Annotated in this window: 11 protein-coding genes; 9 read left to right on the forward strand and 2 right to left on the reverse strand. The window is 62.9% G+C overall.

Annotation, left to right across the window (positions count from 1 at the left end; translation table 11 throughout):
• Positions 1–253 precede the first annotated feature (253 nt).
• Positions 254–1129: a LysR substrate-binding domain-containing protein gene (locus C8348_RS12160; RefSeq protein ID WP_106753621.1), complete on the reverse strand. Its 876-nt coding sequence runs from the start codon at positions 1127–1129 to the stop codon at positions 254–256.
• Positions 1130–1225: 96 nt separating this feature from the next.
• Between C8348_RS12160 and C8348_RS12165 the strand changes: the two genes are divergently transcribed.
• The 8 genes from C8348_RS12165 (at position 1226) to C8348_RS12200 (ending at position 12286) form a co-directional block, all read left to right on the forward strand.
• Positions 1226–2884, forward strand: a complete 1659-nt coding sequence (locus C8348_RS12165) for a Na/Pi cotransporter family protein (protein ID WP_106753622.1) — start codon at positions 1226–1228, stop codon at positions 2882–2884.
• Between the two features lie 103 nt (positions 2885–2987).
• Positions 2988–4175, forward strand: a complete 1188-nt coding sequence (locus tag C8348_RS12170; RefSeq protein ID WP_106753623.1) for a 2-aminoethylphosphonate--pyruvate transaminase — start codon at positions 2988–2990, stop codon at positions 4173–4175.
• Between the two features lie 29 nt (positions 4176–4204).
• On the forward strand, positions 4205–5461 hold the full coding sequence (gene phnA, locus C8348_RS12175; RefSeq protein WP_106753624.1) for a phosphonoacetate hydrolase: 1257 nt from the start codon (positions 4205–4207) through the stop codon (positions 5459–5461).
• Positions 5455–6912, forward strand: a complete 1458-nt coding sequence (gene phnY, locus C8348_RS12180) for a phosphonoacetaldehyde dehydrogenase (RefSeq protein WP_106753625.1) — start codon at positions 5455–5457, stop codon at positions 6910–6912. Before phnA ends, phnY begins: the two co-directional genes overlap by 7 nt.
• A gap of 106 nt (positions 6913–7018) precedes the next feature.
• Positions 7019–7849: an EamA family transporter gene (locus C8348_RS12185; protein ID WP_106753626.1), complete on the forward strand. Its 831-nt coding sequence runs from the start codon at positions 7019–7021 to the stop codon at positions 7847–7849.
• A gap of 212 nt (positions 7850–8061) precedes the next feature.
• On the forward strand, positions 8062–9078 hold the full coding sequence (locus C8348_RS12190; RefSeq protein WP_106753627.1) for a putative 2-aminoethylphosphonate ABC transporter substrate-binding protein: 1017 nt from the start codon (positions 8062–8064) through the stop codon (positions 9076–9078).
• Between the two features lie 74 nt (positions 9079–9152).
• On the forward strand, positions 9153–10274 hold the full coding sequence (locus C8348_RS12195) for a putative 2-aminoethylphosphonate ABC transporter ATP-binding protein (RefSeq protein ID WP_106753628.1): 1122 nt from the start codon (positions 9153–9155) through the stop codon (positions 10272–10274).
• Entirely contained in the window at positions 10274–12286 is a 2013-nt protein-coding gene (locus tag C8348_RS12200) for a putative 2-aminoethylphosphonate ABC transporter permease subunit (RefSeq protein WP_425270818.1), read from the forward strand. The genes C8348_RS12195 and C8348_RS12200 overlap by 1 nt, the downstream gene beginning before the upstream one ends.
• A gap of 215 nt (positions 12287–12501) precedes the next feature.
• Here C8348_RS12200 and C8348_RS12205 read toward each other — a convergent pair whose 3' ends face one another.
• Positions 12502–12960: an Lrp/AsnC family transcriptional regulator gene (locus tag C8348_RS12205; RefSeq protein ID WP_106753630.1), complete on the reverse strand. Its 459-nt coding sequence runs from the start codon at positions 12958–12960 to the stop codon at positions 12502–12504.
• Between the two features lie 130 nt (positions 12961–13090).
• On the opposite strand from C8348_RS12205, the gene C8348_RS12210 reads away from it, so the two are divergent.
• Complete coding sequence (locus C8348_RS12210) at positions 13091–14296, forward strand: methionine gamma-lyase (RefSeq protein ID WP_106753631.1); 1206 nt, start codon at positions 13091–13093, stop codon at positions 14294–14296.
• Positions 14297–14474 lie beyond the last annotated feature (178 nt).

Raw genomic sequence — 14474 nt, forward strand, 5'->3', positions numbered from 1 at the left:
CGGTAGCTCGTCAGGCTCATAACCTGAAGGTCGCAGGTTCAAATCCTGCCCCCGCAACCAAAACTCACAAAAAATCACCATCACACCGATCTAAATTGCATCGGCAAAAGAACAAAAAAAGAACATAAGACGCGTCGCAGAATCGACCAACCCCAACCATCTCAACGCTACGCGTCTGACAGCCAATGAGAGCGGGCATTTGCCACACAGCTTGGTCCATTGAGTCGCCAACCAGGATGTGCAGCCCTGCGGTTCAGCTGGCGTTGGCGCTCAGCCGGGCGATATCGAAAAAGGCGCTGACCAGTTTTGCCTGCCGCCGTTCCTGCAGACAGATCAGTGCCTCGTCCATCATCATTTCTTCCTGCGGATACAGGGGGATGCGGACCAGGCGCTGGTCTTCGCCAAATTCGGCGAGCGAGACGAAGCCGACGCCGGCACCGGAGGCGACGATCTCGCGCACGGCCTCGCGGCCTTCCGCCTCGATCACAGGCTTCAGCTCGACGCCCTCGGCGCGGGCCGCGACCTCCAGCTTCATGCGGGTCTTCGAGCCTCTTTCGCGAAACACCAGCGGCAGTTTCGCCAGTTCGGCGAAGGTCACCTGCTTCGCGCCGGAAAGCGGATGATCCTTGGCGACAAACGCGATGATCGGTGAGGAATTGAGCAATTCGCAGTCGAAGTTCTTCAGCGTCGGCCGCTCGCCCAGCACGCCGATGTCGGCTTCATAGTTGTGCAGGGAGGTGACGACCGTTTCGGTGTTGCCCGCGCGTACCGAGATATGCACGCCGGGATAGCGCTGCCGGAATGCGGCCAGGATATGCAGGAGGTGATGCGCGCTGTCGGCGACAATCCGCAGGTTGCCCGACTGCAGCGCCCGGCTTTCCGACAGGAATTCCAGTGCCTGCTGCTCGCAGTCGAACAGGCGCCGGGTGACCTGAAGCAGCTGTTCTCCGGCGGCCGTCAGCGTCACCTGCTTGCGCATCCGGTTGAACAGCAGCACGTCATATTCCTCTTCAAGCTTTCGCACCTGATCGGAAATCGCCGGCTGGGTCAGAAGCAGTTCCTCGGCAGCCCGCGAGAACCCGCCGCAGATCGCGACATAATGAAACGCGCGCAGCTGAACGTAGCGCATCAAGCCCCCTCAAAACTGATGACAGCATCAAATCTAACGATTTGATTTATGGATGGCAACGGCGCTTGTTGAGAGATCATCATCTGGAGCGCCGCCATGCACCCCTTCCTCATCCTGTTGCATCTCGCCGCTGCCGTCATGCTGCTGCTCTGGGCGGTCAGGATGGTGCGCACGGGCATCGAGCGCGCCTATGGGCCGGCGCTACGCAATGCAATGCGCCATGCAAGGGGCGGCGCTCCTGGTATGGCTGCGGCTGGCGTTGTTCTGGCCATCGTGCTCCAGAGTGCGACGGCCGTCGGCGTTCTCGCGGTCGGCTTCTGCGCCTCCGGCATCATCGGTGTCGGCACCGGAATTGCGGCGCTCCTCGGTGCCGATCTTGGCTCCGCCTTGGTGGTCAAGCTTCTGTCGTTCGACCTCAGTGAACTGATCCCGGGTCTGATGCTGGTCGGTGCCACCCTGTTCCTGAAGTTCGAAAGCCGGCAGGTGCGGCAGATCGGGCGCATCACGCTGGGCATTGCCTTCATCCTCCTGTCGCTGCAGCTGGTGGGGCAGGCAACCGCGCCGCTGAGGCAGAGCGAGGTGCTGCCACAGATCGCCGGCTATCTGGCGGGCGATCCGCTGACGGCGCTGGCCGTTTCCGCCCTCATTGCCTGGGGTCTGCATTCATCGGTGGCAACATTGATCCTCTTTGCCAGCTTTGCCGCAAACGGGGTTCTGCCCGTTGAGGCCGCCGCGCCGATGGTGCTCGGTGCGAATGTTGGTGGCGGTCTCGTTGCGATCTGGCTCACGCGCGGTGCAGCGCTGCCCGCCCGGCGGATCCCGCTTGGCAACCTCATCTTCCGCTGTGTCGCGGCGGCTATCGCATTGGTCGCGTTGCAGCTGTTTCCATCGCTGCTTGGCGCGCTGGGGGGCAGTCCGGCGGTGCAGCTGGTGAATTTCCATGTTGCGTTCAACCTGTGCCTTGTGGTGGCCGCGCTGCCGTTCATCCAGCCCATGGAACGGCTGACGGCCCGCCTCAGGCCGGTTCCGGCCCAGGAGATGCAAGAAACGGCCACCTATCGCAGTGCGCTGGACCGCTCGACAACGGCCCGGCCGGTGCTGGCTCTGGCCAGCGCCCAGCGGGAGCTGTTGCGCATGGGGGAGGCCGTCGAGGCCATGCTGCGGCCGGTCCTCGACATGCTCGACGCCGGCGATCCGCTCCAGATCGGCCGCCTCAGGGCCATGGATCAGGAGGTCAACCGCCGGCATACGGACATCAAGCTGTTCATCGCTGATGTGAACCGGGGCAGCCTCAGTGCTGACGAGGCTCGCCGCAGCCTGGAGCTTGCAAGCCTTGCCATCGATTTCGAGGCGATGGGAGACATCATCGCCAAGAACCTCCTGACCCAGGCCGAGGAAATGTCCCGTCTGCGGCTGCGGTTCTCGCGGGAAGGCTGGGGTGAGATCCAGGCTCTGCATGCGCGCGTGCTGGTCAACATGCACATGGCGCTGAACGTCCTCGTGTCCTCCGACCTTGAGAGCGCGCGGCAACTGGCTGCGGAAAAATCCGTTCTGCGCCGGATGGAGCGGGAAAGCCATGACCGGCATCTGGCACGCCTGCGCGCTGGCGCTGCGGAAACGCTCGACACCAGCGACATCCACCTCGAGGTGGTGCGTGCCTTGAAGGAAGTGAACTCGCTGCTGGTGAAGGTCGCCTATCCCATCCTGTCGGAGCAGGGATACCTGCGTGACACGCGTCTGGTCGAGCACGTCTAAAACATCGATTTTATCGATTATCTGATCTTAAATAACGATTTTACAGATGAATTGCTGCGTGTGACGATCAGTCATCGAAGGCCAATCCACAGGGAGGAACGCCATGACCAAAGCCGAAAACGCATTTCCGGATCCCCAGCTGGGAGAGCCGTTCCTGCTCACGCCGGGCCCGCTGACGACCGCCTTCAGCGTCAAGGAAGCCATGCTTCGCGACTGGGGCTCCTGGGATGGTGACTTCCGCGCCATGACAAAGTCGCTGTGCGACCAGCTGGTCGAAATGGCCGGGGATACGGCTGGCGACTATGCCTGCGTCCCCATGCAGGGCTCGGGCTCTTTCTCGGTCGAGGCGATGCTGGGCACGCTGGTGCCGCGCGACGGCAAGGTGCTGGTGCTTGCCAACGGCGCCTACGGCCTGCGCGCCGCCGAAACGCTCCGCGTCATGGGCCGTGCCTTCACCCTGATCAACAAGGGCGACTACCTGCCGCCGCGCGGCGACGAGGTGGCCATGGCGCTCGACGCCGATCCGGCCATCACCCACGTCATCGCCATCCACTGCGAGACCTCGTCCGGCATTCTCAACCCGGTTGCCGAGATCGCCGCTGCCGTCATCTCGCGGGGCTGCAAGCTGCTGATCGACTCCATGAGCGCCTTTGGCGCGGTCGAGCTCGATGTCCGCCAGATCCCCTACGAGGCGATGGTGTCCTCGGCCAACAAATGCGTTGAAGGCGTGCCGGGCTTCGGGTTCGTCATCGCCCGCAAGTCGGCGCTGGAAGCTGCCAAGGGCAACGCCCACTCGCTCAGCCTCGATGTGGCGGCGCAGTGGAGCGCGATGGTCAAGACCGGCCAGTGGCGCTTCACCCCGCCGACCCATGTGGTCGCCGCGTTCCTCGAGGCGCTGCGCCTGCATCGTCTGGAAGGCGGCGTCGCCGGCCGCGGCGCGCGCTACACCCGCAACCGCGACGTGATGGTCGCCGGCATGCGTGCGCTCGGCTTCGAGACCCTGCTCGCCGACCGTTGGCTGTCGCCGATTATCGTCACCTTCTTCAATCCGGCCCATCCGAACTTCGTCTTCGACCGGTTCTACGGGCTGATGAAGGCCAAGGGCTTCATCATCTACCCGGGCAAGCTCACCGTGGTCGACAGCTTCCGCATCGGCTGCATCGGCCGGATGGACGAACACGTCATGCGCCGTGTCGTTGCCGCCGCCGCCGAGGCGCTCACCGACATGGGCGTCGACAGCGCCGCTCCGCCCGCCGCCGCCATTGCCGAGCGCGCCAAGCTCGCCGCCTGATCCTGATCCTGCCAATCGAAAGACCTGCCATGAACGCTCACGCCCGCACGCCCATCGTCGCTAACGACCGCACCTATCCCTGGCCGAAGGTGCCTGCCATCGCTATCTGCCTGGACGGCTGCGAACCGACCTATCTGGACGTTGCCATCGCCAAGGGGCTGATGCCGACGCTGAAGCGGATGCGCGAGACCGGCACCGACCGTCTCGCCCATTCGGTGATCCCGTCCTTCACCAATCCAAACAACCTGTCCATCGCCACCGGCCGCCCGCCCATCGTCCATGGCATCTGCGGCAACTACCTCTACGAGCCGGAGACCGGCAAGGAAGTGATGATGAACGATGTGCGCTTCCTGCGCGCGCCGACCATCTTCAGCCAGTTCTATGCTGCCGGTGCCCGCGTCGCCGTGGTCACGGCCAAGGACAAGCTGCGTGCGCTGCTGGGCGCCGGTCTGAAGTTTGATGAAGGCCGGGCCATCTGCTTCTCCTCCGAGAAGTCCGATGCGACGACCATGGCCGAAAATGGCATCAACAACGCCAGCGCCTGGCTCGGGCGTCCGGTTCCGGAAGTCTACTCCGCGGACCTGTCCGAGTTCGTCTTTGCTGCCGGTGTCCGCCTGCTGAAGGAGTGGAAGCCGGACGTGATGTATCTGACCACGACCGACTACGTGCAGCACAAGTACGCCCCGGAAGATGCCGAAGCGCAGAGCTTCTACAAGATGTTCGACCGCTACCTCACGGAGCTTGACGCGCTGGGCGCCGCAATCGTCGTCACGGCCGACCACGGCATGAAGCCGAAGCATCTGGCCGATGGCTCACCGGCCGTGATCTACGTGCAGGATCTCCTCGACGGCTGGCTCGGCAAGGATGCGGCCCGCGTGATCCTGCCGATCACCGACCCTTACGTCGTGCACCACGGCGCGCTAGGCTCGTTCGCAACTGCATATCTGCCGGCCGGGGCCGACCGCGCCGATATCATTAGCCGGCTCAAGGCCGTGCCGGGCATGCTGCTGGTGGTGGACAAGGACGAGGCCATCCGCCGCTTCGAGCTGCCGGGTGACCGCATCGGCGATCTCGTCATGATCTCCGGCGAGAACATGACGCTGGGCACCAGCGCCCACCGCCATGACCTTGCCGCCCTCAACGAGCCGCTGCGCAGCCATGGCGGCCTGACCGAGCAGGAAGTTCCCTTCATCGTCAACCGCGTGATCGATCTGCCGGCCGCCCCCGTGCTGCGCAATTTCGACGCCTTCTTCTATGCCTGCACGGCGGCGGTGCAGCCATGCTGAAGAAAGCTCCCCCGATCGCAATGCGGCACGAGGCGATGCGGATCGCCGGCCGCAAGGTGGATACGGTGGACCGGGTTCCGGTCCACTATCCCTGGACCAACGAGGTCATCGGTTCGGTGCCGGCCGGCACCGCCGAACACGCCCGCGAGGCCTTTGCCATCGCCGCCGCCTACGAACCGCGTCTTACCCGCTACGAGCGGCAGACGATCCTGCTCAACACCGCCCGGATCATTTCCGAGCGCAAGGCCGAACTGGCGCCGATCATCACGGCGGAGCTTGGCATCTCGCTGGCCGATGCGATGTATGAATGCGGCCGAGCCTATGATGTCTACACGCTTGCCGGGCAGATGTGCATCCACGACGACGGCGAGATCTTCTCCTGCGACCTGACCCCGCATGGCAAGGCGCGCAAGATCTTCACCACGCGGGAACCGCTGCGCGCCATTTCGGCCATCACCCCGTTCAACCATCCGCTGAACATGGTGAGCCACAAGATCGCGCCGGCCATCGCCACCAACAACTGCATCGTGGTGAAGCCGACCGAGCTGACGCCGTTGACGGCGCTGTGGCTGGCCGATGCGCTCTACGAGGCCGGGCTCCCGCCGCAGATGCTGTCGGTGGTCACCGGCTGGCCGAAGGACATCGGCGACGAGATGATCACCAACCCGGACTTCGACCTGATCACCTTCACCGGCGGTGTGCCGGTGGGCAAGATGATCGCAGCGAAGGCGGCCTACAAGCGCCAAGTTCTGGAGCTTGGCGGCAATGATCCGCTGATCATCTGCAATGATCTTAGCGATGCGGATCAGGCCAGGGCCGCCGACCTCGCCGTTGCCGGCGCCACCAAAAACTCCGGCCAGCGCTGCACGGCGGTGAAGCGCATTCTGGTCCAGGAAAGTGTCGCCGACCGGTTCGTGCCGATGGTTCTGGAGCGCGCCAGGGCGCTGCGCTTCGGCGATCCGATGGATCCGGCCACGGAACTGGGCTGCGTCGTGCACGAGCGCGCTGCCGAGGTCTTCGAGGAGCGTGTCTTCAAGGCCGAGGCCCAAGGCGCGAAGATCCTCTATCACCCCGGCCGCCAGGGCGCGCTGCTGCCGCCCATCGTGGTCGACCATGTCCCGCATGAAAGCGAACTGGTGATGGAGGAGACCTTTGGCCCCGTGGTTCCCATCGTCCGGGTGCCGGACAGCGACGTGGAGACCATGCGGATCTCCAACTCGACGCCCTTCGGTCTGTCCTCCGGTGTCTGCACCAACGACTACCGGCGCATGCAGTCCTACATCCGTGGCCTTGTGGTTGGCACGGTCAATGTCTGGGAGGTTCCAGGATACCGGATCGAGATGTCCCCGTTCGGCGGCATCAAGGACAGCGGCAACGGCTACAAGGAAGGCGTGATCGAGGCCATGAAAAGCTTCACCAACGTCAAGACCTTCTCCTTGCCCTGGGCATGAGGCCTCCCCTGACCCATCATTGAACTGGAGGCGGGCTGCTGCAGCTCGCCTCCCATTTTTCCGGGGCTTGGCTGCTTCCGGATCGCAGGATCAAGGAATTCGGTCGATGGGCCTTGGCGCGTTGGGTCTAGTGCTCCTGGCAGCCCTGCTGCACGCAGGCTGGAATGCGCTGATCAAGGCTGTCGATGACAGGGCCGGGGTGCTTGCGGCGGTGTCTGCCGCCCATGCGGTGCTGGGGCTTTGCCTCGTGCTGGTCTCTCCCGTGCCGGCATCGGCAAGCTGGCCGGCCATCGCCACCTCGGCTCTGTTACATTACATCTACTACGCCTTGCTGTTCCGGGCTTACCGGCTTGGAGACCTCAGCCAGGTCTATCCGATCTCGCGCGGGCTCGCGCCGGCTGCCGTCGCGTTGGCTGCGGCGGTCCTCATCGGCGAGCAGCTGCCACCGGCCGGCTGGGTCGGGCTTGCCTGTGTCTGTGCCGGAATTGGCCTTCTTGCCGTTAGGCGCAACCCGTCCTCGCCCGGGGCGATCGGCTTTGCTGTCGCCCTGGGTCTTCTCATCGCCGCCTATTCCGTCGCCGATGGGCTCGGGGTGCGGCACTCACAGTCCGTGTTCGGATACATGGGCTGGCTGTTCCTGCTCGAGTTTCCCGTGCCGCTCGTCATCGCGCTGAACCGGCGTATGCGGGGCGGACATTTCAGGCCAAAGGTCATCCTGCTGGGCAGCCTTGGCGGCGTCGCTGCCGTCACGGCGTATGGAATTGTCTTGTACGTCAAGACGATAGCCCCGCTTGGCGCGGTCTCCGCCGTGCGCGAATCCAGCGTCATCTTTGCTGCCCTCATCGGCATTGTCGCCTTTCGGGAACGCCCGATCCTGGCTCGCCTCTTTGCCTCGGCCGTTGTTGCGGCCGGCGTTGCAGCATTGGCCATGACATAGCGCAGATTGATCTCAGTAAAATCTATGATTGGATAAAATTAATAGATTTTACTTATTCAACGCTCATTCCCAAAGTCAGTCTTACGGTGAGCTGATCAGAACCCAGTACTGGGACTTAAAGAAGTCGGCCCCGCTTCCAGCACGCCCTGCGCGATCAAGGGAAATCGCGTCGAGGCACAGTCGAACGTAGATTTGACCAACGGGGAACCAACATGTTCGGAAAGACCCTCCTCTTTTCTGCCGCTCTTCTGGCGGCTGGCTCAATGTCCGCCGTCGCGGAGACGGAACTGACCGTCTACACCGCTTTCGAAGCAGAATTTCTTGACCGTTATGCTGCTGCTTTCAACAAGGATCACCCGGACATCAAGATCAACTGGGTGCGCGACTCCACCGGCGTCGTCACGGCCAAACTGCTGGCGGAAAAGAACAACCCCAAGGCGGATGTTGTCTGGAGTTTGGCTGCATCCTCTCTGCTGATGCTCAAGGCCGAAGGCATGCTCGAGCCCTACGCGCCGAAGGGCATCGAGGCGCTTGATCCGCGCTACGTCGACAGCGACACCCCGCCAAGCTGGGTCGGTCTGGACGCGTGGCTGGGCGCCATCTGCTACAACACCGTGGAAGGCAAGAAGCGCGGCGTGCCGCAGCCCACGAGCTGGGCCGATCTGACCAAGCCGGAATACGCCGGGCATGTCGTTATGCCAAACCCTGCCTCGTCCGGCACAGGCTTCCTGGACGTTTCAGCCTGGCTGCAGATGTTCGGCGGTGATGGCTGGGACTACATGGACAAGCTCCATGCCAACATTGCGTCCTACACCCATTCGGGTTCCAAGCCCTGCAAGATGGCGGCATCCGGCGAGACCGTTGTCGGAGTTTCCTTTGCGTTCCGCGGTGCGAAATCCAAGACCGACGGCGCGCCAATCGAGGTGATCATTCCCTCGGAGGGCACCGGCTGGGATCTGGAAGCCGCTGCAATCATTGCAGGAACGCCAAATCTTGATGCTGCCAAGACACTGATGGATTGGTCAATCAGCCTTGCAGCGATGGAACAATACAACGTTGGCTATGCGGTCCTCGCAATCCCGGGCGTTGCCAAGCCGGTGCCGAACTATCCGGCCGATGCTGAAGCCAAGATGATCCGCAATGACTTCGAATGGGCCGCGACGAACCGCAAGTCCATCCTCGAGGAATGGTCGAAGCGCTACGACACCAAGAGCGAACCGAAGTCTTGATCTGATCTCCCGAGGGGTGCTGCTGCGCCCCTCGGTCTGCCGCCAGCCGACATCAGCCGTCCGGAGTGAGCGCCATGAACGCCATCATCCCCAACTCTCTTCAATCTGCCGCCCTCCGGACCAGCTATCTCGACATCGAGAATGTCTGGAAGGCCTATGGCAATTTTGTCGCCCTTCGCGATATCTCGCTCTCCATTCAACAGGGTGAGTTCATCTGTTTTCTCGGGCCATCGGGATGCGGCAAGACGACCTTGCTGCGCGCGATTGCCGGGCTCGATCCGCAAAGCCGTGGTTCCATTCGTCAGGCCGGTCGCGACATCTCGAACCTTCCGGCCTCGCAGCGTGATTATGGCATTGTATTCCAGTCCTACGCGCTGTTTCCCAACCTGACGGTCGCTGCCAACATTGCCTTTGGCCTTGAAAACACCGGCCGTCCCTGGGACGAGATCAAGTCGCGGGTCAAGGAACTGCTTGAGCTGGTTGGGCTGCCGGACAAGGCGCTGAGCTATCCGTCTCAGCTGTCGGGTGGCCAGCAGCAGCGCATTGCGCTTGCCCGTGCGATTGCCATCAACCCAGGCTTGCTGCTCCTAGATGAGCCGTTGTCTGCGCTCGACGCAAAGGTCCGCGTCCATCTGCGGCATGAGATCAAGGAACTTCAGCGCAAGCTTCAGGTCACAACCATCATGGTGACCCATGACCAGGAAGAAGCTTTGGCGATGGCAGACCGGATCGTGGTGATGAACCACGGCGTGATCGAACAGGTCGGCACGCCAATTGACGTCTATCGTCATCCTGCGTCGCTGTTTGTTGCCAACTTCATCGGCGAGACGAACCGGATCAAGGCCCATTTCTCCAGGGGCATCGTGACGATTGGCCGAACCCTCCTGGAAACCACTGTGACCGGCTTTGCAGATGAGGCGGACGTCACCGTCGCCGTGCGCCCGGAAGATATCCTGCCGCATGCCCGTGGGCACGAGCAGCTGGCCCAGCCCAATCATCTGCCGGTGACAATCACCGCGATGGAGTTTCTCGGGTCCTTCTGGCGCGTGCATCTGCGCAGCACGGAACTGGGCGGCACCCCGCTGGTTGCCAACTTCTCGATGAATGCCGTGCGCCGGTTCTCGCTTGCGGAAGGGGAAGACCTGACCGTCGAACTGCCCGCTGACCGTGTTCTCGTCTTTCCGGCAGCGAGGTGATCATGGCTGTCACTGAATGGATCCCGAGCGGGCGTGAAACACGTCTCAGGATGGATGGCGACGGACTGATCAAGCGTGGCTTCATGCTGGTCATCGCGCTCTATCTCATCGTCACCCTTGCGCTGCCTCTCTACACGATGCTGTCGAAGTCATTCGTGACCTACAGTTTCGATCTCTCCGAATTCGAACTGCAGGTCAGCGATGCCAGCGGCGCGAACTTCGGTCCTGCCGTCAGTCTTGTTGACCTCAATACCCGGTCAGGCCGCTTTACGCCGCAGGACATGAAGACGAACTCGGATGGCCGGATGGCCGTTGCCGAGTTGCTGCCGGATTTCAGTTTCCGCAGCCCTGTGCGCTACCGGATGCGCGCCGTGGATGATCGTGGCACCTGGCTCGTCGGGCTTGACCGGGTCAGCAGCCGCGACTGGCTGGAATACGACAGCAACACGCTGCGCCGGATCACACTGCGTCCCGTTCCGTCCTACGGCATCCAGAACTACGTCTCGTATTTCTCCAATCCGGCGCTGTTCCAGTCGATCTGGAACTCCCTGTTCATTGCCGTGGTCAGCACGGCCTTGACGGTGCCCTTCGCCTTCGGCTTTGCCTATGCCCTGCACCGCAGCTGCATGCCGTTCAAGGGGGCGATGAAGCTGATCGCGACCATGCCGATCCTCGTGCCATCCCTGCTTCCGGGCATCGCGCTGATCTATCTGTTCGGCAATCAGGGCCTGCTCAAGGATCTGCTGATGGGGCAGTCGATCTATGGTCCGCTCGGGATCGTCATCGGTTCCGTGTTCTTCACCTTCCCCCACGCCCTCATCATCATCTCGACGGCGCTGGCCATCGCGGACCAGCGCCACTACGAGGCGGCCGAGAGCCTGCGTGCCTCGCGCTGGCGCACTTTCTGGACCGTGACGGTTCCCGGTGCGCGGTATGGTCTGATCTCCGCGATGTTCGTGACCTTCACCCTGGTCGTCACCGATTTTGGCTTGCCCAAGGTGATCGGCGGCCAGTTCAGCGTTTTGGCGATCGACATCTACAAGCAGGTGATTGGCCAGCAGAATTTCGAGATGGGTGCGGTGGTGTCCGTCGTGCTCCTGGTTCCGGCGATCCTCGCCTTCTTTGTCGACCGCCAGGTGCAGAAAAAGCAGGTGTCGTTGCTGTCGGCCCGCGCCGTTCCGTTCGAGCCAAAGCCCAACCGCCGGTTCGATGCGCTGTGCCTTGCCTGGTGCGGTCTCATCGCCGCGTTCATCCTGACGATGATGGGGGTCTGCCAGCTGGCGGCGGTGGTGAAGTTCTGGCCTTATGACATGAGCCTGACCCTCGGCAACTTCGCCTTCAACAAGATGGATGGCGGCGGCTGGACGGCCTACTGGAATTCGATCTGGCTGTCGGCTCTGACGGCAGTGGCCGGAACCGCCATCGTCTTCTGTGGCGCCTACATGGTCGAGAAGACCGACGGCTTCCGCCTCGGCCGCAGCCTGTTCCAGTTCCTGGCGATGCTGCCGATGGCGATCCCCGGCATGGTGTTGGGCCTCGCCTACATCTTCTTCTTCAACAATCCGGACAACCCGCTGCACGGGCTTTACGGGACGATGGCAATCCTCGTCATCTCCACGGTCACCCACTTCTACACCGTCGGGCACCTCACGGCACTGACCGCGTTGAAGCAGATCGATGCCGAGTTCGAGCCGGTTGCCGCGTCGATGCGCCAGCCGTTCTACCGGCTGTTTGCCCGGGTGACGGTGCCGATCTGCCTGCCCTCGATCCTCGACATCATGATCTATCTGTTCGTGAATGCGATGACGACGGTCTCGGCGATGGTGTTCCTGTACTCGACCCACACCGCGCTCGCGTCCATCGCCGTGCTCAACATGGATGATGCGGGCGACATCGCGCCGGCTGCGGCAATGGGGATGATGATCTTCTACACCAATGTCGCCGCCCGCCTGCTTCATGCGCTTGTGTCCCGGCGCCTCCTGGCGTCAACCCAGGCCTGGCGCACGCGCTAGCACAAGTCCGGCAGGCAAGGCTTGGGCCCGGCCTTGCCTGCCCGAGAGCATTCGCCTGCCTGCGCCAGGCGTGCAGGAGGCGGTTGGCTCAGATGCATCCGACGAGCCTTCTGCCGCAGGGGGCTGAGATTAGTCTGCAACCGATCGTTCCTCAGATGGACCAAGGTTGTGACCCAAGCCGCCGACACGCCCGCCGCCGGCATCGTCGTTTCCGCTCAAGGAAACACGCTGGTTTCCTTCACGACGCCATAGACAAGGCTCGTGTTGATCGACGCGATGCCGGGGATGTGGTGCAGCTGGTCGCGCACGAAGGCCTCGTAGGCCTTGAGGTCCGCGACGACGACGCGCAGCAGGTAGTCCGCCTCGCCGGTCATCAGATAGCAGGCGAGGATTTCCGGAATGCGGCGGACGCGGGCCTCGAAGTCCGAGACATTTGCACCTTCGTGCCGCTGCAGCGAGATGCGGATGAAGGCCGTGATCTCCAGCCCGCAGGCGGCCGGGTCAACCTTGGCCGCATAGCCGGTGATGACCCCGCGCTCCTCCAGCAAGCGGACCCGGCGCAGGCAGGGGGAGGGCGAGAGGTTTACCTTCTCGGCAAGGTCCTGGTTCGTGAGGCGGCCGTCCTCCTGCAAGGCACGGATGATCTGGCGATCCTTGGTATCAAGCGGTGGCATCGACGGTCGTAGCTCTGGCTGGTTATGGCAGTATCTGCTAATATGAGTTGCCAACGTGGCATATCTTGAAAGCACATGCCAGTCCGTCAGCAGTATTCTCCTTGCATCATCTGATTTGGAGGAGTTGCCCATGACCCTGAAGTCCAACGCCGGCTTTGCAACGCGCGCCATCCATCACGGCTATGACCCGATGGAGAACGAGGGCGCGCTGACGCCGCCGATGCATCTCACCTCCACCTTCGCCTTCGACAGCGCCGAGCAGGGTGCTGCGATCTTCGCCGGCCGCGAGGGCGGCTATTTCTACTCGCGCATTTCCAACCCGACGCTCGACTTGCTGGAACGGCGCTGCGCCGTGCTCGAAGGGGCGGAAGCTGGCCTTGCGCTGGCCTCCGGCATGGGCGCGATCACCTCGGTGCTGTGGACGTTTCTTGCGCCGGGCGATGAGGTCATCACCGACAAGACGCTCTATGGCTGCACCTTCGCCTTCCTGCGCCATGGCCTTGCCCGCTTCGGCATCACCATCACCCATGTGGACCTGACGAGCCCGTCCGATCTGGAAGCGGCGATCAGCGACAAGACGAAGATCGTCTATTTCGAAACGCCGGCGAACCCGAACATGCGGCTCGTCGACATCGCCGCCATCTCCGCCATTGCCCGCAAGGCCGGGGCGCGCACCGTGGTCGACAACACCTATGCGACACCGGTGCTGACCCGCCCGATCGAGCTGGGCGCCGACATCGTCGTGCATTCGGCGACCAAGTACATGGGCGGCCACGGCGATCTGGTCGGCGGCATTGCGGTGGGTCCGGGTGCGGACATCCAGCAGATCCGTCTGGTCGGGATGAAGGACATGACGGGAGCCGTGATGGCACCGTTCAATGCCCATCTGGTGCTGCGTGGCCTTAAGACGCTGAAGCTGCGGATGGAGCGCCACTGTGCGTCCGCGATGGAGGTGGCGCGGTTCCTGGAAGCGCATCCGTCGGTGGCCAAGGTTTACTATCCGGGCCTCGAAAGCTTTGCGCAGCATGAGCTGGCCCGCCGCCAGATGCCGGGCTTCGGCGGCATGATCGCCTTTGAACTGAAGGGTGGCTTTGCCGCCGGGTCTGCGCTGATGAACCGCCTGATGTTGATCCGGCGCGCGGTGTCGCTCGGCGATTGCGAAAGCCTGATCCAGCATCCGGCCTCGATGACCCATTCCACCTATACGCCGGAAGAGCGGGCCGCGCATGGCATTGCGGAAGGCTTGATCCGCCTGTCTGTCGGGCTTGAGGATGTCGCCGACATCCTCGGCGATCTGGACAGCGCGCTGGCGGGCCGGGACGCAGCGGCAGCCTGATTTCCTTGCCCCTCGCTGCAAGCGGTGAAGAAAAACCTCTCGGCGGCAGAATTGCGAAATGGTGTTCCGGTTCGGGCGTTGAAGAACGCACGATCCGGTAACATCTTGCTGTGAAATGCTGGCATGACTTGGGCCTGGAAGCGGTACCGAACGGTACGGTTCGCGGCGAGGAGACAGG

It is taken from the genome of Pannonibacter carbonis (assembly GCF_003012935.1).
In the GTDB taxonomy this organism is placed as follows: domain Bacteria; phylum Pseudomonadota; class Alphaproteobacteria; order Rhizobiales; family Stappiaceae; genus Pannonibacter; species Pannonibacter carbonis.